This window comes from Streptomyces tirandamycinicus (assembly GCF_003097515.1).
Lineage (GTDB): Bacteria > Actinomycetota > Actinomycetes > Streptomycetales > Streptomycetaceae > Streptomyces > Streptomyces tirandamycinicus.
The window spans coordinates 2,265,145-2,288,871 of the sequence record NZ_CP029188.1 but is presented as its reverse complement, the minus strand read 5'-3'; the positions used below and the strand labels follow the sequence as shown (position 1 = coordinate 2,288,871).

The following is a 23,727-nucleotide window of genomic DNA, read 5'->3' as shown; positions in this document are numbered from 1 at the left end:
CCACGCGCTGGCCGGCGGTGGGCCGGGCGGTGGATCTCGTTCTCACCTTCATTGTGCGGGCGCCGACGGGCAGACTGGGCGGATGGCTGATCAGTACGCACGAACTCCAGACGGCGAACAGCCCTCCCGGCCCGGCCCGCTCCGCTGGGACGAGCCTCCGGAAGGTCCGGTGGTGGTCCTGCTGGACCAGCGCAGACTGCCCGCCGAAGAGGCCGAGCTGGTGTGCACCGACGTTCCGGCACTGGTCGAAGCGATCCGGTCGCTCGCCGTGCGCGGTGCGCCGGTGCTCGGGATCGCCGGGGCCTACGGGGTCGCGCTGGCCGCGGCGCGGGGATACGACGTCGCCGAGGCGGCGTCGCTGCTGGAGGGAGCGCGGCCCACCGCCGTGAATCTCGGTTACGGGGTGCGGCGGGCCGCGGAGGCGTACAAGTCGGCGGTCGTCAAGGGCGCGGACGTGCGGCAGGCGGCCGCCGCCGTGCTGGCCGAGGCACGCCGGCTGCACCGCGAGGACGCCGAGGCGAGCGAGCGGATGGCACGGCACGGGCTCGCGCTGCTCGACGAGCTGCTGCCCGGCGGCAGTCACCGGATCCTCACCCACTGCAACACCGGGCGGCTGATCTCGGGCGGGGAGGGTACGGCGTTCGCCGTGGCGCTCGCCGCCCACCGGGTGGGCCGGCTCCGCCATCTGTGGGTGGACGAGACCCGGCCGCTGCTGCAGGGCGCGCGGCTGACCGCGTACGAGGCGGCCCGCAACGGGATGGCGCACACCCTGCTCACCGACAACGCGGCCGGATCGCTGTTCGCGGCGGGAGAGGTCGACGCCGTGCTGATCGGTGCCGACCGGATCGCGGCCGACGGCTCTGTGGCGAACAAGGTGGGCAGCTATCCGCTCGCCGTGCTCGCCCGCTACCACCATGTGCCGTTCATCGTGGTGGCGCCGACCACGACCGTGGATCCTGCGACGCGCGACGGCGCGTCGATAGAGGTGGAGCAGCGGTCCGGACGGGAGGTGACGGAGCTGTCGGCGCCGCTCGCTCCGGCGACGGTGACCGGTGTCACGGCGATGCCCGTGCCGCGCGCGCCCGAGGCCGCCTCCGGCGTCCCGGCGGCGCTGGTCGCACCCGTGGGAACGCGGGCCTACAACCCCGCGTTCGATGTGACGCCGCCGGAACTCGTGACCGCCGTCGTCACGGAAGAGGGGGTCGTCTCCCCGGTCACCGGGGCCGGGATCGCCGAGCTGTGTGCCAGGTCACGCCAGGTAACGATTAGCTAATGGGATGATGTCGATTATGAAGGGACGCGTCCTTGTCGTCGACGACGACACCGCACTGGCCGAGATGCTCGGCATCGTGCTTCGTGGTGAAGGGTTCGAGCCGTCGTTCGTAGCGGACGGCGACAAGGCGCTCGCCGCCTTCCGGGAGAGCAAGCCGGACCTGGTGCTGCTTGATCTCATGCTGCCCGGCCGGGACGGCATCGAGGTGTGCCGGCTCATCCGTGCGGAGTCGGGTGTGCCGATCGTGATGCTCACGGCCAAGAGCGACACCGTCGACGTGGTGGTCGGGCTGGAGTCCGGAGCCGACGACTACATCGTGAAGCCGTTCAAGCCCAAGGAGCTGGTCGCCCGCATCCGGGCGCGGCTGCGGAGGTCCGAGGAGCCCGCGCCGGAGCAGCTCGCGATCGGGGACCTGGTGATCGACGTGGCCGGGCACTCCGTGAAGCGCGACGGCCAGTCGATCGCGCTCACTCCGCTCGAGTTCGATCTGCTGGTGGCGCTCGCCCGCAAGCCGTGGCAGGTGTTCACCCGCGAGGTGCTGCTCGAGCAGGTGTGGGGCTACCGGCACGCGGCGGACACCCGGCTGGTGAACGTGCATGTCCAGCGGCTGCGCTCCAAGGTCGAGAAGGACCCGGAGCGGCCGGAGATCGTCGTGACCGTCCGCGGTGTCGGTTACAAGGCGGGACCGAGCTGACATGACCGTGGGCAGCGCTGCTCCGAAACCCGGGGGGCCGGGAGTCCGTACGGGGCGGGCTGCCGGGCCCGGGCACGGGTCCGCACGTCTCGGCCGCCTGCTCCCCGGCGGGCGGCTGCTGCCGGACGGGGCGCCGGGCGGGCCGGTGCTCCGGCTCGTCGTGCGCTGGATCAGGCGTCCGCTGCTGCCGGCCGTTCGGCTGTGGCGGCGCAACATCCAGCTGCGCGTGGTCGCCGGCACCCTGCTGATGTCCCTGGGCGTGGTGCTGCTGCTCGGTCTCGTGGTCATCGGCCAGGTCCGCAACGGTCTGCTGGACGCCAAGGAGCAGGCCGCTCTGAGCCAGGCCGCGGGTGGTTTCGCGGCCGCGCAGGAGAAGGCGAGCGGGGTTTCCGCCCTCGACGGCCAGGACGGTGACGCCACGGACGGCAGGCCCAGCCGCGGCTCCGTGAACTGGCGGTCCGAGCTGGTGAAGCAGCTCGCCAGTGGTGGTCAGGGTGCGTACCACGTGGTGGCGCTGAGCCCGGACTCCGACGACGCGGGGATGAGCCGGGCCCCGCGGGCCTCCGGGGACGTGGACGTGACCAGCGTTCCCCAGGCGCTGCGCAGCTCGGTCGCGCAGGGGACGGGCACGTTCCAGACATACGTCAAGATCAAGTACTCGGTTCCCAAGGAGCCCGAGGCCGGTCTGGTCGTCGGCAAGCGGCTCAACGACGTCGCGGGCTACTCGTACGAGCTGTACTACTTCTTCCCCCTGACGCAGGAGGAGGAGTCGCTGAGCCTGGTCAAGGGCACGCTGGCGACGGCGGGCCTGTTCGTGGTCGTCCTGCTCGGGGCCATCGCGTGGCTGGTGGTGCGGCAGGTGGTGACGCCCGTCCGGATGGCCGCGGGCATCGCCGAGCGCCTGTCCGCCGGGCGGCTCCAGGAGCGCATGAAGGTCACCGGCGAGGACGACATCGCCCGGCTCGGCGAGGCGTTCAACAAGATGGCGCAGAACCTGCAGCACAAGATCCAGCAGCTGGAGGAGCTGTCGCGGATGCAGCGCCGCTTCGTCTCCGACGTGTCGCACGAGCTGCGGACGCCGCTGACGACGGTGCGGATGGCCGCGGACCTCATCCACGAGGCACGGAGTGACTTCGACCCGGCGACGGCACGCTCCGCGGAGCTGCTGGCCGACCAGCTGGACCGGTTCGAGTCGCTGCTGGCCGACCTGCTGGAGATCAGCAGGTTCGACGCGGGCGCCGCGGCTCTCGAGGCGGAGGCGATAGACCTGCGCGAGGTGGTGCACCGGGTGATCGGCGGCGCCGAGCCGCTGGCGGAGCGCAAGGGCAGCCGGATCAGGGTCGTCGGTGACGAGCAGCCGGTGGTGGCCGAGGCCGACGCCCGGCGGATCGAGCGGGTGCTGCGCAACCTCGTCGTGAACGCGGTGGAGCACGGAGAGGGCCGCGACGTGGTGGTGCGGATGGCGTCCGCGGGCGGCGCGGTCGCCGTGGCCGTGCGCGACTACGGGGTCGGGCTGAAGCCCGGCGAGGCGACCCGGGTGTTCAACCGCTTCTGGCGGGCCGATCCGGCACGGGCGCGCACCACGGGCGGCACGGGGCTCGGCCTGTCCATCGCGGTGGAGGACGCGCGGCTCCACGGCGGCTGGCTGCAGGCGTGGGGAGAGCCGGGCGGCGGCTCGCAGTTCCGGCTGACCCTGCCGCGTACGGCGGACGAGCCGCTGCGGGGATCGCCGATACCGCTGGAGCCGGAGGACTCCCGGCGTGCGCGCGAGCGCGCCGCCGCCGACGCGGCGAACGACCGCGCGCTGCGGCTGTCGACGGTGCCGTCGCAGGCCGGCGGGCAGCGGCCCGGTCTGGCGATACCGGGCCGGTCCGCGGTGCCGCCGCACACCCCGCCGTCGGCGGCGGTGGACCCGGCGGCGCTGCCCGGCAGCGGCGCCCGTGTGGTGGCCCGCCCGGCGTCGCAGCGGCAGGGGGAGGGCGGGACGGCCGAATCCGTCCCGGGACTGGTTTCGGAGCGGGAGGACACCACTCGTGGGCGCTGAGGGGCGTCGGTACGGCCAGGGACGCGCCACACGGGCCGTGGCGCTGCTCGTCTGCGCCGCATTCGTGCTGGCCGGGTGCGCGTCGATGCCGGACAGCGGCGATGTGGAGCAGGTGAGGGCCACCAAGGGGGCGGACTCGCAGGTGCGGGTGTACGCCGTCCCGCCCCGTGACGGGGCCCGGCCGCAGGAGATCGTCGATGGCTTCCTGGAGGCCATGACCAGCGACGATCCGAGCTATGCGACGGCCCGGAAGTACCTCACCAAGCAGTGGACCAAGAAGTGGCGGCCCGAGTCGCTCACGACCGTGCTGACCGAGGCTCCCGAGTCGGCCGCCCCGCCAGGCGGCGAGGAGGGCGACGAGCTGAGCTACGCGCTGTCCGGCGAGCTGATCGCGACGGTCGACCGGCACGAGTACAAGTCGGTCGTGCCCGCGCAGTACGGCGGCGCCCTGCGGCTGGTCCGGCAGAACACGCCGGACGGCAAGGGCAAGGAGTGGCGCATCGACGCGGCACCCCAGGGACTCGTGCTCGGCGAGAGCGACTTCCTGCGCAACCACCTGTCCGTCAACAAGTACTACTGGGTGGCGGGGCAGAACACGGTGGTCGCGGATCCGGTGTACATCCGGCAGCGGCAGGATCCGATGACCCGGATGGATCCGGTCGCCCAGGCGCTCTCGGCGCTGTTCGAGGGCCCCGCGGACTGGCTGACGCCGGTGGTGGACGCACCGTTCCCCGCGGGCGCCGGGCTGCGGAAGGGGACCACCTCCCTGACCCCCGACGACCAGGGTGAGCTGCGGGTGCCGCTCAACGACAAGGCGTCGAACGTCGGCGGGACGCCGTGCAAGCGGATGGCGACGCAGATGCTGCTCACGCTGCGCGAGCTGGCGGCGCCCCGGGTCGAGCAGGTGAAGCTCCAGCGGGCCGACGGCTCCCCGCTGTGCGTGCTCACCGCCGACCAGGCGGACGCGTACGCCCTGGAGAGGGTGTCGCCCGGCTCCAACGTGTACTTCGTCGACAGCGACCACCGGATGGCCGTGGTGGGGACGAAGCCGAAGACCGTCGACGAGACCGAGGTGCGCGGACCGTTCGGCGACGGCCAGGTGAAGATCGGCACGGTCGCCGTCGCGCGGGGTATGCACCGGGCCGCCGCGGTCTCGCAGGACGGCAGGTCCCTGTACGCGGCGTCGATCGTCTCGGACGAGCCCCTGGCCGCGCCGCTGGCGCAGAGCGGAGCTCCCCGGGCCGCCGACCGGTTCTCGGCGCCGAGCTGGGACCGGAACGACCTCTGGGTCGCGGACCGCAACCCCGCCGACCCCCGGCTGCTGCGCTTCGCGGGCGGCAAGGGCCCGGCGCAGGCGGTCGACGTCGAGGGTCTCGACGGTGCGCGGATCGAGTCGCTGCGGGTCTCCGCCGACGGCGTGCGGATGGCGCTGCTGCTGTCCAAGGACGGCAAGAGCACTCTGGAGATCGGGCGGGTGGAGCGCCACACGGACGCCGAAGGCAGGACGACCGTGTCCGTGGTGGAGCTTCGGGCGGCGGCGCCGCGCCTGGAGACGGTGACCGCGCTGTCCTGGGCAGGACCGAGCCGTCTCGTGGTGGTCGGCAAGGAGACCGGCGGTGTGCAGCAGGTGCGCTATGTCCAGACGGACGGCTCCCTCACACCGGCGGGCGGCCTTCCCGGCCTGAACAAGGTGTCGGCGGTGGCGGCCACGGAGGACGAGGAGCAGCTCCTGGTGGCGGTGTCGGACGACGGGCTGGTGCGGCTGATGCCGAACGCGAACTGGCAGACGATGGTCGAGAAGGGGACGTGGCCGGTGTATCCGGGCTGACGGACCGGACTCGTCCGGTACCGGCTGCCGGGTGCCGGAAGGTGGGCATGTGCCGGAAGGCGGGCACGGTGCCGGAAGATTCCGGGCGGGCCGCGGGCCCGGGCCTCCGGCCTGCCTTCGGCGGGGCCCGCTGCGCCGTCCTTCCGCGCCCGGATTTCCACAGGTGCTTCCGGTTGTCCACAGCCTCGGCCCGCGTCCGCCCGCGTTCGCCCGAGTCCGTGCACAGTGGCCTCCATGAGGTGGTGGTGGGGCGAGATCTCGGGGCTGGTGCTCCCCGCGGTGTGCGCGGGCTGCGGACGGGCCCGTACGCCGCTGTGCGAGGAGTGCGCGGAAGGGCTGGCGGGGCCGCCGTCGCGCGCGCGGCCGTGCCCCGAGCCCGCGGATCTGCCCGTGGTGTACGCCGCGGCGCGGTACGAGGGGGCGGTGCGGTCCGTGCTGCTCGCCCACAAGGAGCGTGGCGCGCTGGCACTGGCCCGTCCGCTGGGTGCCGCGCTCGCGAGGGCCGTGGGCGCCGCGTCGCTGCATGGAGGAGGGGGTCGGGAGCCGCTGCTGCTCGTCCCGGTGCCGTCGGCGCGGCGGTCGGTACGGGCGCGCGGACACGACCCGGTACGGCGGATCGCCGTCGCGGCGGCCCTGGCACTGCGGCGCTCGGGGACGTACGCCAGAGCCGTCCCGGTGCTGCGCCACAGCCGGCGGGTGGCCGACCAGTCGGGCCTCACGGCCCGGGAGCGGCTCGACAACATGGCCGGGGCACTGGAGGTGGCCCCGGGGGGCGTGCGGTCGCTCGACGCCCACGCGGCCGTGCTGGTGGACGACGTGATGACCACGGGAGCGTCGCTGGCGGAAGCGGCGAGGGCACTGCGTGCCGCCTGCCCCGGAGATGTCCGCGGATTCACCCGGACGAGTGCCGCCGTGATCGCCGCGCCGCCTCTGCCGTGGGAGACCGGCCGGAACCGGCAGGGCCGTTCCGACGTTGCAGGTGGTGGGAGAGGGAAGGGAACGAATGGACGTACGCGCTGGTAGCGGGTGCCGACCGGGGTCCCGGCGAGCTATGTTCGGTGGTGAGGGCCGGTGAACGCTCTCCTGCATCGAATACATGGCCGAGTTGCGGTCAGGTGTTCCTGAAGTAGCCCAGATCTTTGACATCGGTGGGGTGGCGATCTTGCCCATGGGGGAGGAGGAGGTGAAAGTCGCCAAGTCCGAGGCTCCGGTGCACACCGGGGCCTGGTGCAAAAGGGAGATGCTCCGCACCTGAACGGCGGAGTGATCCGGGAACGGAGTTCTGCGTGGACATCGTCGTCAAGGGCCGCAAGACCGAGGTGCCCGAGCGGTTCCGCAAGCACGTGGCCGAGAAGCTGAAGCTGGACAAGATCCAGAAGCTCGACGGCAAGGTGATCAGCCTCGACGTCGAGGTGTCCAAGGAGCACAACCCGCGGCAGGCCGACCGTTCCGACCGCGTGGAGATCACACTTCTTTCACGCGGCCCGGTGATCCGGGCGGAAGCAGCGGCAGGCGACCCGTACGCAGCGCTCGACCTGGCCACGGCGAAGCTGGAGGCTCGGCTGCGCAAGCAGCACGACAAGCGCCACACGCGCAGGGGCAACGGACGGCTGTCGGCAGCGGAGGTCGCCGATGTCGTGCCGGGCGTCGCCCAGTTGAACGGAAGCGGCGAGCCCGTCACCGATGAATCGCCGGAAACCATCCCGACGACCCGGATGGGCCCGCTCGAGGTGCGGGGCGAAGGGCCCCTGGTGGTCCGGGAGAAGACCCACGTCGCCGCTCCGATGACGCTCGACCAGGCGCTCTACGAAATGGAGCTGGTCGGGCACGACTTCTATCTCTTCGTCGACTCCGAGACCAAGGAGCCCAGTGTCGTCTACCGGCGGCACGCCTACGACTACGGCGTCATCCACCTGAGGACCGACCCCCTCGCCGGAGGCGAGTCGAGCGGCGCCGGTGGTGCGCTCGGCGGCTGACCCCGTCATTCCGCGGTGCCCCTGGGAGCGCCTGTGCGCCCCCAGGGGCGTCCCTGTGCCGTCTCAGGATCGCCCCGCCGTCGCTCCGGCATGGAATCATGGCGACCCGAGCCAACCGGTGCGCTGTGGACCGCGGTTGGCGCAACGCAGACCAACACAGGCCACGGCCTCAGGGGGAGGAACGATGGCGGACAGCTTCGGCCCGGTGCACCAGCCGGGAGACGCCGGAGTCACGGGCGGCGAGGACGGCACGCGGGAAGGGTGCCGCAAGGAGCCGATCCGGGTGCTCGTCGTGGACGACCACGCCCTCTTCCGCCGCGGGCTGGAGATCGTCCTCGCCCAGGAGGAGGACATCCAGGTCGTCGGTGAGGCCGGGGACGGCGCGGAGGCCGTCGACAAGGCGGCCGATCTGCTGCCGGACATCGTCCTGATGGACGTTCGCATGCCGAAGCGCGGCGGCATCGAGGCCTGCACCTCCATCAAGGAGGTCGCCCCCAGTGCGAAGATCATCATGCTGACGATCAGCGACGAGGAGGCGGACCTCTACGAGGCGATCAAGGCCGGAGCCACCGGATACCTCCTCAAGGAGATCTCCACCGACGAGGTGGCGACCGCGATCCGCGCGGTGGCCGACGGGCAGTCGCAGATCAGCCCCTCGATGGCGTCGAAGCTGCTCACCGAGTTCAAGTCGATGATCCAGCGCACCGACGAGCGCCGTCTGGTGCCCGCGCCCCGGCTGACCGACCGGGAGCTGGAGGTCCTCAAACTGGTGGCGACCGGCATGAACAACCGTGACATCGCCAAGGAGTTGTTCATCTCCGAGAACACGGTCAAGAACCACGTCCGCAACATCCTGGAGAAGCTCCAGCTGCACTCCAGGATGGAAGCGGTGGTCTATGCCATGCGCGAGAAGATCCTCGAGATCCGCTGACCGGGCCGGCTCAGCCGAGGGCGGCGATCAGCGGCGCCGCCAGCTCCGGACGGTCGACCCGCTCCACGCGGACCGCGTCGCAGCCGACCCACTGAGCCGCTTCCCGCAGCGCCTGAGCCATCGGCCCGACCGCCTTCGGCGTCTCCAGGGAGACCTGTCGGGCGACCAGGGTCGTCCCCTCGCGCGCGGGGTCGACCCGCCCCAGCAGCCGCCCGCCGGACAGCAGCGGCATCGCGAAGTAGCCGTGCACACGCTTCGGCTTCGGTACGTACGCCTCCAGCCGATGGCTGAAGCCGAAGATCCGCTCGGTCCGGGCCCGCTCCCAGACCAGTGAGTCGAAGGGCGACAGCAGCGTCGTCCGGTGCCGGCCGCGCGGCTCCGTCCCGAGCGCCGCGGGATCGGCCCACGCCGGCTTCTCCCAGCCCTGGACGCGGACCGGCACCAGTCCGGAGTCCTCGACCACCGAGTCGAACTGCTCGCCCCTCAGCCGGTGGTAGTCCGCGATGTCCGCCCGGGTGCCCACACCCAGCGCCTGTCCGGCCAGCCGCACCAACCGGCGCAGGCACTCCCGGTCGTCCAGATCGTCATGGAAGACGGCGTGGGGGATGGCGCGCTCGGCGAGGTCGTATACCCGCTTCCAGCCGCGCCGCTCCGTGCACACCACCTCGCCGTACATCAGCGCCCGCTCGACGGCGACCTTGGCCTCCGACCAGTCCCACCAGATGCCGCCGTTCTTCGCCCCGCCCAGCTCGGTGGCGGTCAGCGGACCCTCGGCGCGCAGCCGGCCGAGCACCCTCTCGTACGCCCCGTCCGGCAGGTCGTGGTACCACTGCGGCCGCGTGCGGTAGGCACGGCGGCGGAAGGCGAAGTGGGGCCACTCCTCGACGGGGAGTATGCAGGCCGCGTGGGACCAGTATTCAAAAGCGTGCCCCTCGGTCCAGTACGCGCTCTCGACCGCCGCGCGGCCGACGGCCCCCAGCCGGGCGTAGGGGATCAGCTCGTGCGAGCGGGCCAGTACGGAGATCGTGTCCAGCTGCACGGCGCCGAGGTGGCGCAGGACTCCCCGCACACCGGCCCTGCGGTCGGGGGCGCCGAGGAACCCCTGGGCCCGCAGGGCGATACGGCGGGCCTCGTCGGCGGACAGTTCGGCAACGGCGGGCGGCGCGGTGTTCATGCTCCGCACCCTAGAGTGCGGCACCGACATCGATACCGATGGCCGGGTCGCGCCGGTCACGCTCGGGACGCCGGCCGGTGCCCCGCCGGGGCGCCGGCCGGAGCGGCCGGGGAGCCGGGGCCCGCAGCCGGGGCCCGCGGCGGGGTGGCGTTCGTCACGCCTCCGCCTGCAGGGACGTCGCACCTCGCCGGCAGATAGGGGACCGGACACGGCAGCCCCAGGTCGGAGGGAAGCAGCGAGGCGACCCAGCAGTCCCGCAGGGTGCCCCGGCCGTGGAAGCCCGAGCGCTGGACGCCCTCGAAGGTGAATCCGGCCTTCTCGGCCACGGCGAGCGAGCCCGTGTTGCCCACTTCGGCGCGCCACTCCAGCCGGGTGCAGTCCAGCCGTGTGAACGCCCAGCGGGCCATGGCGAGCGTCACCTCGGTCGCGTAGCCGCGGCCGCGCTGCTCCCTGGCCGTCCAGAAGCCGATCTCCCAGGAGCCCGAGCGCGGGTGGTGCAGGCTGGCGGAGGCGATCAGGGCGCCTCCGCCGCGCGGACGCGCGCAGAGGGTGTACTCCGTGTCGTCGCGCCAGCCGGCGGGCACGGTGACCTCGACGAACTCCTCGGCGTGCCGCAGTTCGTACGGCGCGGGGACCGGGATCCAGCGCTGGATGTCGGGGTCCTGGCACGCGGCGCGGACCTCCTCGGCGTCGCCCGGGGCGAACGGGCTCAGCCGCAGCCGGTCCGTGGTGAGGGTGATGGGCTCCATGGCCGAATTCTGGTCACTCTGCGTCGGCGGTGCGAACACTTTTCGAGATCGGCGGCACTTTCCGGGTCGTCGGCGCGTTCTCCAGACACGCGGCAGTCGTCCCCCGCGTACTGCGGCTCTCCCGGCGTGGCGCCGTCCTCGCTTACGATGGCCGATGCGGTGGGGTCCACCTGCCGTGCCCGTGCCCGTGTCCACACGACCCAGTGCCAGGCCCGACCGGCAAGGAGACCAACCTCAGTGTCCGTCTTCAACAAGCTCATGCGTGCAGGCGAAGGCAAGATCCTGCGCAAACTGCACCGCATCGCGGACCAGGTCAACTCCATCGAGGAAGACTTCGTCAACCTCTCCGACGCCGAGTTGCGGGCCCTCACCGACGAGTACAGGGAGCGCTTCGCCGACGGCGAGAGCCTCGACGACCTGCTTCCCGAGGCGTTCGCCACCGTCCGTGAGGCCGCCAAGCGCGTTCTCGGCCAGCGCCACTACGACGTCCAGCTCATGGGCGGTGCCGCGCTGCACCTGGGCTACGTCGCGGAGATGAAGACCGGTGAGGGCAAGACCCTCGTCGGTACCCTCCCGGCGTATCTGAACGCGCTGTCCGGCAAGGGCGTGCACCTGATCACGGTCAACGACTACCTGGCCGAGCGCGACTCCGAGATGATGGGCCGCGTCCACCGGTTCCTCGGTCTGAGCGTCGGCTGCATCCTCGCCAACATGACGCCCGCGCAGCGCCGCGAGCAGTACGCGTGCGACATCACGTACGGCACGAACAACGAGTTCGGCTTCGACTACCTCCGCGACAACATGGCGTGGTCCAAGGAGGAGCTCGTCCAGCGCGGCCACAACTTCGCGATCGTCGACGAGGTCGACTCCATCCTCGTCGACGAGGCCCGTACGCCGCTGATCATCTCCGGTCCCGCCGACCAGGCCACCAAGTGGTACGGCGACTTCGCCAAGCTGGTGAAGCGCCTGAACCGGGGCGAGCCGGGCAACCCGCTGAAGGGCATCGAGGAGACCGGCGACTACGAGGTCGACGAGAAGAAGCGGACCGTCGGCATCCATGAGTCCGGTGTCTCGAAGGTCGAGGACTGGCTGGGCATCGACAACCTCTACGAGTCGGTGAACACCCCGCTGGTCGGCTACCTGAACAACGCCATCAAGGCCAAGGAGCTGTTCAAGAAGGACAAGGACTACGTCGTCATCGACGGCGAAGTCATGATCGTCGACGAGCACACCGGCCGTATCCTGGCCGGCCGCCGCTACAACGAGGGCATGCACCAGGCGATCGAGGCGAAGGAAGGGGTGGACATCAAGGACGAGAACCAGACGCTCGCCACGATCACCCTGCAGAACTTCTTCCTCCTCTACAACAAGCTCTCCGGCATGACCGGTACGGCCATGACCGAGGCCGCGGAGTTCCAGCAGATCTACAAGCTGGGCGTCGTGCCGATCCCGACGAACCGGCCCATGGTCCGCAAGGACCAGTCGGACCTGATCTACCGCACCGAGGTCGCCAAGTTCGCCGCCGTGGTGGACGACATCGAGGAGAAGCACCGCAAGGGGCAGCCGATCCTCGTCGGCACCACCTCGGTCGAGAAGTCCGAGTACCTCTCGCAGCAACTGCTCAAGCGCGGCATCCAGCACGAGGTCCTCAACGCCAAGCACCATGAGCGCGAGGCGGCGATCGTGGCCCAGGCCGGCCGCAAGGGCTCGGTGACGGTCGCCACGAACATGGCCGGCCGCGGTACGGACATCAAGCTCGGCGGCAACCCGGACGACCTGGCCGAGGCGGAGCTGCGCAGGCAGGGCCTGGACCCCGGCGAGCACGTCGAGGAGTGGGCCGCGGCGCTTCCGGCCGCCCTGGAGAAGGCCGAGCTGGAGGTCAGGGAGGAGTTCGAGGAGGTCAAGTCCCTCGGCGGGCTGTACGTCCTCGGCACCGAGCGGCACGAGTCGCGGCGCATCGACAACCAGCTGCGCGGTCGTTCCGGCCGTCAGGGGGACCCGGGCGAGTCCCGCTTCTACCTGTCCCTCGGCGACGACCTGATGCGGCTGTTCAAGGCGCAGATGGTCGAGCGGGTCATGGCGATGGCCAACGTCCCGGACGACGTCCCGATCGAGAACAAGATGGTCACGCGCGCCATCGCGTCCGCCCAGTCCCAGGTCGAGCAGCAGAACTTCGAGACGCGGAAGAACGTCCTGAAGTACGACGACGTGCTCAACCGGCAGCGCAAGGTCATCTACGCCGAGCGCCGCCGCGTCCTCGAGGGCGAGGACCTGCACGAGCAGATCCGCCACTTCATGGACGACACGATCGACGCGTACATCCAGGCGGAGACCGTCGAGGGCTTCGCCGAGGAGTGGGACCTCGACCGGCTGTGGGGTGCCTTCAAGCAGCTCTACCCGGTGAAGGTGACCATCGAGGAGCTGGAGGACGCCGCGGGCGACCGGGCCGGCGTCACCGCCGAGTTCATCGCCGAGACGATCAAGGACGACATCCACGAGCAGTACGACGAGCGCGAGAAGCAGCTCGGCTCGGACATCATGCGCGAGCTTGAGCGGCGCGTGGTGCTGTCCGTCCTGGACCGCAAGTGGCGCGAGCACCTCTACGAGATGGACTACCTCCAGGAGGGCATCGGCCTGCGCGCGATGGCGCAGAAGGACCCGCTCGTGGAGTACCAGCGCGAGGGCTTCGACATGTTCACCGCGATGATGGACGGCATCAAGGAGGAGTCCGTCGGCTACCTGTTCAATCTGGAGGTCCAGGTCGAGCAGCAGGTCGAGGAGATCCCCGTCCAGGACTCCGCGGAGAAGACCTCGCTGACCAAGGAGGACGCGGTGCCCGCCGGCGCCGGCCGCCCCGAGATCCGCGCGAAGGGCCTGGACGCCCCGCAGCGTCCGGACCGGCTGCACTTCTCGGCGCCGACGGTCGACGGTGAGGGCGGCATCGTCGAAGGCGACTTCGCCCACGGCGAGGCGGCCCGCTCCGAGTCCGACGGCATGACGCGGGCGGAGCGCCGCAAGGCCCAGAAGGGCGCGGGACGCCGCCGCAAGAAGTGACACCGCGGGAGTGAGGCCCGAGGGGCCGTCGTGGGGCCGGATGCCGGAGGGCGTCCGGCCCCACGGCCGTTCGCCGGCCGGTCCCCGGTGGTCGGCGTCGTGGGGCGGGCGGGGAAGGCCGCCGGTCACGTCCCGGCCATCAGGCGTTCTCCGCCGAGTTCCACGGCCGCGCAGCGCCAGCGGAGATCGGGTCCCTGTTCGAGGCGGAAGGCCATGGCGCGTACCCGGTCGCCCGCGGTGATCCGGGCGAAGGCCTCGATGACGCCCGGCTGCGGTACGTACTCGTCGCAGTGGCGGAGGACGGGGCGCAGCCCGTTCGTGCTGAGCGGGGCGCCGGGGGCGAGGCGGACGAGCTGCTCGTAGGCGTGGCCGATGGTGTGGCCGAGCATCCAGTGGACGGGTCGATGGCCGCTGAGGACCGAGAGCAGGCGTTCAGCGAACCAGTAGCGGGGCAGCCGGGAGCGGCTGCCGGCCGAGGCGCCCGTGGCGCGCTCCGCCCCGTGCCGACGCGGTGCGCGGCCCGGAGCGCGGCTGTCGTGACGGTCCCCGGGCCTCGTCCCCGTCCTTGCCGAGGTGTGCTGCATCGCGGTCGCCCCTTCGTACTCGCAAGTAACTTCGTGGTGGGGATCTTGTACGGGCCGGGGGGCGGCGGCCGCAACCACCTCCGCGCTGCGCGGCGGGGTCGCCCGGGTTCACCTATCAGGGTGAGCGGCGGGCTCAGGGGCCCGGAACGGCGCGGCTCGGAAGCACTCCCGGTCATCCGGGGACGACGCCGTGCAGGGGTCGCGGGGCAGCCCGAAAGAGTACTTCGCACGTATCCTTGGGTGCTCACCCGACGACGAAAGCGGCGACCATGCGCGTCTACGTTCCCCTGACCATCCCCGGTCTCGCAGAGGCGCACAAGACAGGCGAGATCGGCCCCGGCCCGCTGACCGCCTACGCGGTGACCCCCGCGCTGCGCGAGTGGTACGTCTCCGACGATCTCGAGGAACTCGAGTACGCCGCGCTGAACCGCGCCGCGGCGGCGTCGCTGCGGTCGCTGGCCGGTGACCCCGATGTGCCGCGGCGCCGGGTCGTGGTGGCCGTCGACGTCCCGGACGGCGCCGCGACCGCGGACCCCGCGGCGGGGCTGGGGGCGGCGTCCCTCGGCGAGGTGCGGATCGCGACCGCGGTTCCGCTGGAGAAGGCGGCGTCGGTGCACGTCGACTCCGGGGAGGCGGAGGGGGACGTGGCCGCCGCGGCGGACGCGCTGGGGGCGGCGGACCACGGGGACGACGACGCGCAGTTCATCGTGGACGGGGCGGAGGACCACGAACTGCTCTGGTACGGGGTGCAGGAGATCCCCGGCCTCGTCGGCTGAGACCCGACCGGCATCCGCACGCCGCGGTCGGCACCCGGCACCCGGCACGTCGCGGTCGGCACCCGGCATCCGGCACCCGGGCTTCACCCGCCGGCGCCGCGGAGTCCCGCCGTCCGGCGGGCCCGGCACCCCGGCCGCTCCGGCACCCTCCGCGCCGCCCGCGCACGGCGGCGTGTCGGACCCGGACGGTACCGTTGCCTGTCATGGGGAAGCACAGCGCGCACGTGGTCTGGGACTGGAACGGCACACTCCTCGACGACATCCACACGGTCATCGAGGCGACGAACGCGTCGTTCGCGGAGATCGGGCTCGGGCCGATCACGCTGGAGCGCTACCGCGAGCTGTACTGCGTGCCCGTGCCGCGGTTCTACGAGCGCCTCATGGGCCGGCTGCCCACGGACGAGGAGTGGGCGGCCATGGACGAGGTCTTCCACCGGCACTACTGGCGGCTGGCCGAGGCCTGCCTGCTCACGGCCGGGGCGGCGGAACTGCTCGCCGCACGCCGGGCTGCGGGACGTACGCAGTCGCTGCTGTCCCTCGCCCCGCACGAGAACCTGGTCCCCGTCGTGCGGCGCCATGGGATCGAGGAGCACTTCGTGCGGGTGGACGGACGAGTCGGAGCCTCCCACACGGGCAAGGCGGAGCACATGGTGCGGCATCTGGCCGCGATGGAGAACGTGCCGCCGGAGCGGATCGTGGTCGTCGGCGACGCGGCGGACGACGCGCTCGCGGCCGCGCACGTAGGAGCGAAGGCGGTGCTGTACACCGGGGGCTCGCACAGCAGGGCGAGCCTGCGGGCCGCGGGGGTGCCGGTCGTCGACAGCCTCGCGGAGGCGGTCGAGGTGGCCGAGGAACTGGTGGGGTAGCCGCAGGGTGTCCGGGCGCGTTTCCCGCGCCGCCGGTCCTCTCCCCACGGCGCCGCGCCGTGGACCCTCCCCGCATCCCGCATCCCGCATCCCGCGATCCCGGCATCGCCCCGCGGCGTCGGCACCGCCCGCCCGCGCCGGGGCGAGCGGCGTACCGTCCGCCTGCCGCGGCCCCGACCCGGCAAGGGCAGTACGCCCGGCCCGTCGGTGCCGTCGGCTCGGAGCTGTCTCCGGTTCAGAGTGCTTCGGCACCCGGAGCGCTTCGCCCCGGAGCCGCCCCGGCTCACTGCCCCGGCGGTGCCTTCAGCCCAGTGGCGCCTTCAGCCCAGTGGTGCCTTCGCCCGCAGCACCCGGAGGAACTCGCGCATCCAGGCCGGGTGGTCGGGCCAGGCCCGGGAGGAGACCAGGGTGCCGTCCACGACCGCCTCGGTGTCCTGGAAGGACGCGCCCGCCGCCTGCATGTCGAGTTCCAGCGCCGGGTACGACGTCACCCTGCGGCCGGTGAGGCTGCCCGTGGCCGCCGTCAGCAGCGGACCGTGGCAGATCTGCGCCACGGGCTTGTCCGCGTCGAAGAAGGACTTGAGGATCTTGCGGAGCTCCGGGTCGTTGCGGAGGTACTCGGGGGCCCGCCCGCCCGGAATGACGATCGCGGCGTAGTCCCCGGGGTCGACCTCCGAGAACGCCAGGTCGGCCGGCCAGGTGTAGCCGGGCTTCTCGGTGTACGTGTCGAAACCCGGTTCGAAGTCGTGGACGACGAACTGGAGCTTCTTGCGCGCGGGGGCCGCGACATGGACCTCGTAGCCCTCCTCGCGCAGCCGCTGGTACGGGTAGAGGACCTCCAGGGACTCCGCCGCGTCGCCGGTGACGATCAGGATCTTCACGTTCATGGCTTCTGCTCCCCTGTATGGATTTGTCGGCCTTGGCCCTTCCAGGGCCAACCTGCCGCGCGCGCGGCTGTTTGCCAAGAGGGCGCGTGTCGCTGTCCAGAGTGTCAAACTTCCGGCCCCGCTTTTGTACACATACGGCTCATGACGGCTCAGGGGTGGGGAGCGATAGCCTTGGACGCGTGATCAGCGCGATACGCCGAGGGGGCAGCGAAGCCCTCTGGAGGCGCCGCTCAGCGGCAGCTGGGGGACCGCGCCCGGGACGCCACAGCGGCCGGGTGCGAGCTGATCTTCCCTGCGCACCCGGGTTCGGCCGGGGCCCGCACGGTCACCTCTCGGGCCGGACGCCCACACGGGCCGGCCAGGGTCCGGACATCTCTCATCCCGGCGCAGCGCCGACCCCGAGCGGAGACCCCGTGTCGCGGCGCTGTGCCATTTTTTCCACCTACGTCACGCAACGGCGCGCGACAGGAGCCAGAGGACATGCAGACCAAGCTGGACGAAGCCAAGGCCGAGCTGCTCGAAAGGGCGGCCCGGGTAGCTGAGCACAGCCCGGGCGGGGGGCGACTTCCGACTGGGGCCGACAGCGGGGAGCGCCCTGACCGGGACCACCTCCTCGCGTTCCTCCAGCGCTACTACCTGCACACCGCACCCGAGGACCTCACCGACCGCGACCCCGTCGACGTCTTCGGAGCAGCCGTCTCGCACTACCGCCTCGCGGAGAACCGCCCGCAGGGCACGGCCAACGTCCGGGTGCACACCCCGACCGTCGAGGAGAACGGCTGGACGTCCAGCCACTCGGTGGTCGAGGTCGTCACCGACGACATGCCCTTCCTCGTCGACTCGGTCACCAACGAGCTGTCCCGTCAGGGCCGCGGCATCCATGTGGTGATCCACCCGCAGATCGTGGTCCGCCGCGATGTCACCGGACGGATGATCGAGGTCCTCGGCGGCGAGCCGAACGGTGCCGCACTGCCGCACGACGCCCTCGTCGAGTCCTGGATCCACGTCGAGATCGACCGGGAGACCGACCGGGCCGACCTGAAGCAGATCACCGCCGATCTGCTGCGGGTCCTGTCCGACGTCCGCGAGGCCGTCGAGGACTGGGAGAAGATGCGCGAGGCGGCGCTGCGCATCTCCGAGGAGCTCCCGCAGGAGCCCATCCCGGGCGATCTGCGCGAGGAGGAGGTCGACGAGGCGCGGGAGCTGCTGCGCTGGCTCTCCGACGACCACTTCACGTTCCTCGGGTACCGCGAGTACGACCTGGTCGACGGCGACGCGCTGTCCGCGGTGCCCGGTACCGGCCTCGGCATCCTCCGCTCCGACCCGCACCACGCCGGCGCCGACGCCCACGGGCACCCCGTGAGCCCCTCGTTCAACCGGCTGCCCGCCGACGCCCGGGCCAAGGCCCGCGAGCACAAGCTGCTGATCCTCACCAAGGCCAACAGCCGCGCCACCGTGCACCGCCCCAGCTACCTCGACTACGTCGGCGTGAAGAAGTTCGACGCCGAGGGCAACGTGATCGGCGAGCGCCGCTTCCTCGGCCTGTTCTCGTCGGCCGCGTACACCGAGTCCGTGCGCCGCGTCCCGGTCATCCGCCGCAAGGTGGCCGAGGTCCTCGACGGTGCCGGGTTCTCCCCGCACAGCCACGACGGCCGCGATCTGCTGCAGATCCTGGAGACGTACCCGCGCGACGAGCTGTTCCAGACGCCCGTCGACGAGCTGCGCTCCATCGTCACCTCCGTCCTGTACCTGCAGGAACGCCGCCGGCTGCGGCTGTACCTGCGCCAGGAGGAGTACGGCCGGTACTACTCCGCCCTCGTCTACCTGCCGCGCGACCGCTTCAACACCACCGTCCGCGAGCGGCTGACCGGGATCCTGATGGAGGAGCTCGGCGGCACCAGCGCCGACTTCACCCTGATGAGCACCGAGTCGGTGCTCACCCGGCTCCACTTCGTGGTCCGGGTTCCGTCCGGCACGGAGCTGACGCACCTCACCGACGCCGACAAGGAGCGTCTGGAGGCCCGGCTGGCCGAGGCGGCCCGCTCCTGGGCCGACGGCTTCACCGAGGCGCTGAACGCGGAGCTGGGCGAGGAGCGCGCGGCCGAGCTGGCGCGCAAGTACGGCGCCGCCTTCCCCGAGGGCTACAAGGCCGACCACTCGCCGCGCGCCGCCGTCGCCGACCTGGTCCACCTGGACCAGCTCACCCGCTCCGGCAACGACTTCTCGCTGTCCCTGTACGAGCCGGTGGGCGCCGCGCCCGGCGAGCGCCGCTTCAAGATCTACCGGTTCGGCGAGCAGGTGTCGCTGTCGTCCGTGCTGCCGGTCCTCAACCGCCTGGGCGTCGAGGTCATCGACGAGCGCCCGTACGAGCTGAGGTGCGCGGACCGCACCAGCGGCTGGGTCTACGACTTCGGTCTGCGGATGCCGACCGCGCCGGGCAACGGCGGGGAGTTCCTGGGCGACGACGCCCGTGAGCGGTTCCAGGACGCCTTCTCCGCCGTGTGGACCGGGGCGGCCGAGAACGACACGTTCAACTCGCTGGTGCTGCGGGCCGGGCTCACCTGGCGCGAGGCGATGGTGCTGCGCGCGTACGCCAAGTACCTGCGCCAGGCCGGGTCCACCTTCAGCCAGGACTACATGGAGGACACCCTCCTCAACAACGTCCACACCACCCGGCTGCTGATCAACCTGTTCGAGGCCCGGATGGCCCCGGACCGCCAGCGGGCCGGCACCGAGTTGACGGACGCGCTGCTGGAGGAGCTGGACGCCGCGCTGGACCAGGTCGCCTCGCTCGACGAGGACCGGATCCTGCGCTCCTTCCTCACCCTCATCAAGGCCACGCTGCGCACCAACTTCTTCCAGGAGGCGGCGGGCGGCTCCTGGCACGGCTATGTGTCGATGAAGTTCGACCCGCAGGCCATCCCGGACCTGCCGGCGCCGCGCCCGGCGTACGAGATCTGGGTGTACTCGCCCCGGGTCGAGGGCGTGCACCTGCGCTACGGCAAGGTCGCGCGAGGGGGCCTGCGCTGGTCCGACCGGCGCGAGGACTTCCGCACCGAGATCCTGGGCCTGGTCAAGGCGCAGATGGTGAAGAACACCGTCATCGTGCCGGTGGGCGCCAAGGGCGGGTTCGTCGCCAAGCAGCTCCCGGACCCGTCCGTGGACCGCGAGGCGTGGCTCGCGGAGGGCATCGCCTCGTACCGGACGTTCATCTCCGCGCTGCTCGACATCACCGACAACATGGTCGGCGGGGAGGTCGTGCCGCCGCACGACGTGGTGCGCCACGACGGCGACGACACCTACCTGGTCGTCGCGGCCGACAAGGGCACGGCGACGTTCTCCGACATCGCCAACGAGGTCGCGATCGCCTACAACTTCTGGCTCGGCGACGCCTTCGCCTCCGGCGGCTCGGCCGGCTACGACCACAAGGGCATGGGCATCACGGCCCGAGGCGCCTGGGAATCCGTGAAGCGGCACTTCCGGGAGCTCGGCCACGACACCCAGACGCAGGACTTCACCGTGGTCGGCGTCGGCGACATGTCGGGTGACGTGTTCGGCAACGGCATGCTCCTGTCCGAGCACATCCGGCTGGTCGCGGCGTTCGACCACCGCCACATCTTCATCGACCCCGACCCGGACGCGGCCGTCTCCTACGCCGAGCGCCGCCGGCTCTTCGAGCTGCCCCGCTCCTCGTGGGCCGACTACGACACCGGGCTGCTGTCCCCGGGCGGCGGCATCCACCCCAGGACCGCCAAGTCGATCCCGGTCAACGCCAAGGTCCGCGAGGCCCTCGGCATCGAGCCCGGGGTGACGAAGCTGACCCCCGCCGAGCTGATGAAGGCGATCCTCCAGGCCCCGGTGGACCTGCTGTGGAACGGCGGCATCGGCACCTATGTGAAGGCGTCGAGCGAGTCCAACGCCGACGTCGGCGACAAGGCGAACGACGCCATCCGCGTCGACGGCGAGGAACTGCGGGTCAAGGTCGTCGGCGAGGGCGGCAACCTGGGCCTGACCCAGCTCGGCCGCATCGAGTTCGCACGTGGCGGCGGCCGGGTCAACACCGACGCCATCGACAACAGCGCCGGCGTGGACACCTCCGACCACGAGGTGAACATCAAGATCCTGCTGAACGGCCTGGTCGCCGAGGGCGACATGACCGTCAAGCAGCGCAACAGGCTGCTCGCGGAGATGACCGACGAGGTCGGCGGGCTGGTGCTGCGCAACAACTACGCGCAGAACGTGGCCCTGGCCAACGCCGTGGCGCAGTCGCCGAGCCTGCTCCACGCCCACCAGCGCTTCATGCGGCGGCTGGGCCGGGAGGGCGCGCTGGACCGCGCGCTGGAGTTCCTCCCCAACGACCGGCAGATCCGCGAGCTGCTCAGCAACCGGCACGGCCTGTCGCAGCCCGAACTCGCCGTCCTGCTCGCCTACACCAAGATCACGGTGGCGGAGGAGCTGATCGGCACCTCGCTGCCGGACGACCCGTATCTGCGGGGACTGCTGCACGCGTACTTCCCGAAGCCGCTGCGGGAGAAGTTCCCCGAGGCCGTCGACGGCCATGCGCTGCGCCGCGAGATCGTCACCACCGTGCTGGTCAACGACACCGTCAACACGGGTGGTTCGACCTTCCTGCACCGCCTTCGCGAGGAGACGGGGGCGTCGATCGAGGAGATCGTCCGGGCGCAGACCGCGGCCCGTGCGATCTTCGGCCTCGGCGCGGTGTGGGACGCCGTGGAGGCGCTGGACAACAAGGTCGCCGCCGACGTCCAGATCCGGATGCGGCTGCACTCGCGCCGTCTCGTCGAGCGCGGCACCCGCTGGCTGCTGGGCAACCGGCCGCAGCCGCTGGAGCTGACGGAGACGATCGACTTCTTCGCGTCCCGCGTCGAGCGGGTGTGGGCCGAGCTGCCGAAGATGCTCGGCGGCGCCGACCTGGAGTGGTACGAGGGGCTGCTGGAGGAGTTCACGGTCGCCGGCGTCCCGCACGAGCTGGCCACGCGCGTCGCCGGATTCTCGTCCGCCTTCCCGACGCTCGACATCGTGGCCATCGCCGACCGTACGGGCAAGGACCCGCTCGCCGTCGCCGAGGTCTACTACGACCTGGCCGACCGGCTGCGGATCACCGAGCTGATGGACCGGATCATCGAGCTGCCGCGGGCCGACCGCTGGCAGTCCATGGCCCGTGCCTCCATCCGCGAGGACCTGTACGCCGCGCACGCCGCGCTCACCGCCGACGTCCTCGCCGTGGGCAACGGGGCCGCGACCCCGGAGCAGCGCTTCAAGGCGTGGGAGGACAAGAACGCGTCGATCCTGGGCCGTGCCCGGATGACGCTGGAGGAGATCCAGGGCTCGGACACCTTCGACCTGGCGAACCTCTCGGTCGCCATGCGCACGATGCGGCAGTTGCTGCGCACGCCCAGCTGACCGGCTTCCGCAGCGGGCGAGCCGACCGGCTTCCGGAGCGGGTGAGCCGAACCGGTCTCCGGAGCGGGTGAGGAGGGCGTCCACCGTCGAGGTGGGCGCCCTCCTCCGCGTCATACCGTGGCCGACCACAGCCTGCGGGCGGACAGTACGGCGGCGGCGAGCAGCAGGCCGTTGCGGACGAGGACGACTCCGCTGCCGAGCGGGGTGACGTCGATGACGTCCTGGTACAGCACCGGATACGCGAGGGTGCTCAGCGCGGTCGCGGGCAGCAGCAGGAGCGCGACGGGCCGCTGGCTCGTGTGCCGGGAGGTGAGGCAGACCGCGGCCAGACCGAGCAGCCAGATCAGGTACTGCGGGCTGATGACCCGGCTGGTGACGGTGAAGAGGAGGACCGCGCACAGCGCCGCGTCGAAGGGTGTGGCGCCCGACCAGCGCCTCGCCCGCAGCCGCCAGAGCAGCAGCAGGAGGAAGGCGGCGGCGGTCAGCAGCAGGGAGGCTCGGGCGACGAGCGGGACATGGGGGCCGGTGAACTCGAACGCGCCGTAACGGTACTCGACCCGGCCCGCGCCGCCCAGCAGCCGTACCAGCGCCAGCGCGCTGCCGCCGAGCGACTCGATCTGCACGCCGCGGCCGCCCTGCTGCCACAGGAAGCCGAACGGGCGGGCGAGGCCGAGCGCGAGGGCGGCGACCGAGGCGGTAGCCGCTGCCGCCGCCGAGGCCCAGACCAGCCGGGTGGTCCTGCCGCGCGGTGTGCCGAGCACGGTCAGGAGGGGCCACAGTTTGACCGCCGCGCCCAGTCCGGCGAGCGCCCCGCCGAGCCGGGGCCTGCCGTTCAGGGCGAGCAGGCCCAGTACGGCGAGGGCGGTGACCTGCACGTCGTAGCGGGCGAGCGGGATGTGCAGCAGCAGCGGCAGTCCGCCCGTCCACAGCCAGACGCCGCCGCCCGCGGCGCCGCCCGCCCGGGCCAGCGCCACGGTGACCACGGCGTCGGCGAGCAGGGCCAGCAGGGCGAAGGCCTGGAAGTAGGTCAGCCACGGGAACAGGGCGGGGGCCAGGATCACCGCCCCCGCGCCGGGCGGGTACTGCCAGGTCGGGTCGTCCGGCGGGAAGCTGCCGCCGAGGAGAAGGCCGTACCAGCGTGCGTAGAGGACGTACACCTCGGTGGAGACGCCGCCGATGCCGACGTCGTCCGTCACGAGCAGGACGGTCATCCCGAGCCGGGTCGCGGCCCAGGCTCCGCAGAGGGCGAGGAGGGGCACTGCGGCGGCCCTGGAGCCCGCCGGGACGAGGGAGGGAGCCTGCTGGGTCGTCATCGACCGGCACCCTAGTCTGTGATGTCTCGGTTTCCCGGTTTGTGCGGCACTATGCCCGGTGCGGCGTCTCCGGGTTCCGGTGCGGTGTCGCGGGTTCCGGTGGGGCGTCTGCGGGCTCCGGACCTCTCGGCGGCCCGTGCTGCCCGGTGACACC

The 23,727-nt window shown here is 71.7% G+C and carries 16 protein-coding genes; 11 read left to right on the top strand and 5 right to left on the bottom strand.

Translation table 11 applies throughout. The features are described 5' to 3' along the window. Positions 1-82 precede the first annotated feature (82 nt). From mtnA to DDW44_RS10065, 7 genes are all read left to right on the top strand, one after another. Complete coding sequence (mtnA, locus tag DDW44_RS10095) at positions 83-1,273, top strand: S-methyl-5-thioribose-1-phosphate isomerase (RefSeq protein ID WP_108906211.1); 1,191 nt, start codon at positions 83-85, stop codon at positions 1,271-1,273. Between the two features lie 4 nt (positions 1,274-1,277). Then, on the top strand, positions 1,278-1,967 hold the full coding sequence (gene mtrA / locus DDW44_RS10090) for a two-component system response regulator MtrA (RefSeq protein ID WP_199782129.1): 690 nt from the start codon (positions 1,278-1,280) through the stop codon (positions 1,965-1,967). 1 nt (position 1,968) lies between these two features. Beyond that, on the top strand, positions 1,969-4,011 hold the full coding sequence (mtrB, locus tag DDW44_RS10085) for an MtrAB system histidine kinase MtrB (RefSeq protein WP_206307342.1): 2,043 nt from the start codon (positions 1,969-1,971) through the stop codon (positions 4,009-4,011). Further along, a complete protein-coding gene (locus tag DDW44_RS10080) occupies positions 4,001-5,839 on the top strand; it encodes an LpqB family beta-propeller domain-containing protein (protein WP_108906209.1) in 1,839 nt (612 codons plus the stop codon). The genes mtrB and DDW44_RS10080 overlap by 11 nt, the downstream gene beginning before the upstream one ends. A 234-nt stretch (positions 5,840-6,073) precedes the next feature. After that, positions 6,074-6,862 (top strand): ComF family protein, encoded by a 789-nt coding sequence (locus DDW44_RS10075; protein WP_212766362.1) that lies wholly within the window; start codon positions 6,074-6,076, stop codon positions 6,860-6,862. 263 nt (positions 6,863-7,125) lie between these two features. Further along, entirely contained in the window at positions 7,126-7,815 is a 690-nt protein-coding gene (gene hpf / locus DDW44_RS10070) for a ribosome hibernation-promoting factor, HPF/YfiA family (RefSeq protein WP_108906208.1), read from the top strand. 184 nt (positions 7,816-7,999) lie between these two features. Beyond that, positions 8,000-8,746 carry a response regulator gene (locus tag DDW44_RS10065; RefSeq protein WP_017947916.1) on the top strand — a complete coding sequence of 249 codons (747 nt, stop codon included), beginning with the start codon at positions 8,000-8,002 and terminating at the stop codon, positions 8,744-8,746. 10 nt (positions 8,747-8,756) lie between these two features. On the opposite strand, the gene DDW44_RS10060 is transcribed toward DDW44_RS10065, so the two are convergent. Together DDW44_RS10060 and DDW44_RS10055 are read right to left on the bottom strand one after the other, a co-directional pair. Beyond that, positions 8,757-9,920: a winged helix-turn-helix domain-containing protein gene (locus DDW44_RS10060; protein WP_017947917.1), complete on the bottom strand. Its 1,164-nt coding sequence runs from the start codon at positions 9,918-9,920 to the stop codon at positions 8,757-8,759. Positions 9,921-9,976: 56 nt separating this feature from the next. Further along, positions 9,977-10,669: a GNAT family N-acetyltransferase gene (locus DDW44_RS10055; protein ID WP_108906207.1), complete on the bottom strand. Its 693-nt coding sequence runs from the start codon at positions 10,667-10,669 to the stop codon at positions 9,977-9,979. 237 nt (positions 10,670-10,906) lie between these two features. On the opposite strand from DDW44_RS10055, the gene secA reads away from it, so the two are divergent. Continuing rightward, positions 10,907-13,723, top strand: coding sequence for a preprotein translocase subunit SecA (secA, locus tag DDW44_RS10050; RefSeq protein ID WP_108906206.1), 2,817 nt, complete (start codon positions 10,907-10,909; stop codon positions 13,721-13,723). A 125-nt stretch (positions 13,724-13,848) separates the two neighbouring features. Here secA and DDW44_RS10045 read toward each other — a convergent pair whose 3' ends face one another. Next, positions 13,849-14,307 (bottom strand): Rv3235 family protein, encoded by a 459-nt coding sequence (locus DDW44_RS10045; RefSeq protein ID WP_027734163.1) that lies wholly within the window; start codon positions 14,305-14,307, stop codon positions 13,849-13,851. Positions 14,308-14,576: 269 nt separating this feature from the next. On the opposite strand from DDW44_RS10045, the gene DDW44_RS10040 reads away from it, so the two are divergent. Together DDW44_RS10040 and DDW44_RS10035 are read left to right on the top strand one after the other, a co-directional pair. Then, the gene (locus DDW44_RS10040) at positions 14,577-15,083 is read left to right on the top strand and encodes a DUF6912 family protein (protein ID WP_108906205.1); all 507 of its coding nucleotides are present in this window, start codon (positions 14,577-14,579) and stop codon (positions 15,081-15,083) included. 203 nt (positions 15,084-15,286) lie between these two features. Further along, positions 15,287-15,949 carry an HAD family hydrolase gene (locus DDW44_RS10035; protein ID WP_017947922.1) on the top strand — a complete coding sequence of 221 codons (663 nt, stop codon included), beginning with the start codon at positions 15,287-15,289 and terminating at the stop codon, positions 15,947-15,949. Between the two features lie 320 nt (positions 15,950-16,269). Here DDW44_RS10035 and DDW44_RS10030 read toward each other — a convergent pair whose 3' ends face one another. Beyond that, the gene (locus tag DDW44_RS10030; RefSeq protein ID WP_108906204.1) at positions 16,270-16,836 is read right to left on the bottom strand and encodes a DJ-1/PfpI family protein; all 567 of its coding nucleotides are present in this window, start codon (positions 16,834-16,836) and stop codon (positions 16,270-16,272) included. A gap of 480 nt (positions 16,837-17,316) precedes the next feature. Between DDW44_RS10030 and DDW44_RS10025 the strand changes: the two genes are divergently transcribed. After that, positions 17,317-22,260: an NAD-glutamate dehydrogenase gene (locus DDW44_RS10025; protein ID WP_108906203.1), complete on the top strand. Its 4,944-nt coding sequence runs from the start codon at positions 17,317-17,319 to the stop codon at positions 22,258-22,260. A gap of 110 nt (positions 22,261-22,370) precedes the next feature. Here DDW44_RS10025 and DDW44_RS10020 read toward each other — a convergent pair whose 3' ends face one another. Further along, complete coding sequence (locus DDW44_RS10020; RefSeq protein ID WP_108906202.1) at positions 22,371-23,573, bottom strand: glycosyltransferase 87 family protein; 1,203 nt, start codon at positions 23,571-23,573, stop codon at positions 22,371-22,373. Positions 23,574-23,727: the final 154 nt, after the last annotated feature.

What these genes read in the sequence shown, in the direction of transcription:
- mtnA (WP_108906211.1), top strand. Translation starts at nt 83, where the DNA reads ATGGCTGATCAGTACGCACGAACTCCAGACGGCGAACAGCCCTCCCGG.
- mtrA (WP_199782129.1), top strand. Translation starts at nt 1,278, where the DNA reads ATGATGTCGATTATGAAGGGACGCGTCCTTGTCGTCGACGACGACACC.
- mtrB (WP_206307342.1), top strand. Translation starts at nt 1,969, where the DNA reads ATGACCGTGGGCAGCGCTGCTCCGAAACCCGGGGGGCCGGGAGTCCGT.
- DDW44_RS10075 (WP_212766362.1), top strand. Translation starts at nt 6,074, where the DNA reads ATGAGGTGGTGGTGGGGCGAGATCTCGGGGCTGGTGCTCCCCGCGGTG.
- DDW44_RS10065 (WP_017947916.1), top strand. Translation starts at nt 8,000, where the DNA reads ATGGCGGACAGCTTCGGCCCGGTGCACCAGCCGGGAGACGCCGGAGTC.
- DDW44_RS10060 (WP_017947917.1), bottom strand. Translation starts at nt 9,920, where the DNA reads ATGAACACCGCGCCGCCCGCCGTTGCCGAACTGTCCGCCGACGAGGCC.
- DDW44_RS10055 (WP_108906207.1), bottom strand. Translation starts at nt 10,669, where the DNA reads ATGGAGCCCATCACCCTCACCACGGACCGGCTGCGGCTGAGCCCGTTC.
- DDW44_RS10045 (WP_027734163.1), bottom strand. Translation starts at nt 14,307, where the DNA reads ATGCAGCACACCTCGGCAAGGACGGGGACGAGGCCCGGGGACCGTCAC.
- DDW44_RS10040 (WP_108906205.1), top strand. Translation starts at nt 14,577, where the DNA reads ATGCGCGTCTACGTTCCCCTGACCATCCCCGGTCTCGCAGAGGCGCAC.
- DDW44_RS10035 (WP_017947922.1), top strand. Translation starts at nt 15,287, where the DNA reads ATGGGGAAGCACAGCGCGCACGTGGTCTGGGACTGGAACGGCACACTC.
- DDW44_RS10030 (WP_108906204.1), bottom strand. Translation starts at nt 16,836, where the DNA reads ATGAACGTGAAGATCCTGATCGTCACCGGCGACGCGGCGGAGTCCCTG.
- DDW44_RS10025 (WP_108906203.1), top strand. Translation starts at nt 17,317, where the DNA reads ATGCAGACCAAGCTGGACGAAGCCAAGGCCGAGCTGCTCGAAAGGGCG.
- DDW44_RS10020 (WP_108906202.1), bottom strand. Translation starts at nt 23,573, where the DNA reads ATGACGACCCAGCAGGCTCCCTCCCTCGTCCCGGCGGGCTCCAGGGCC.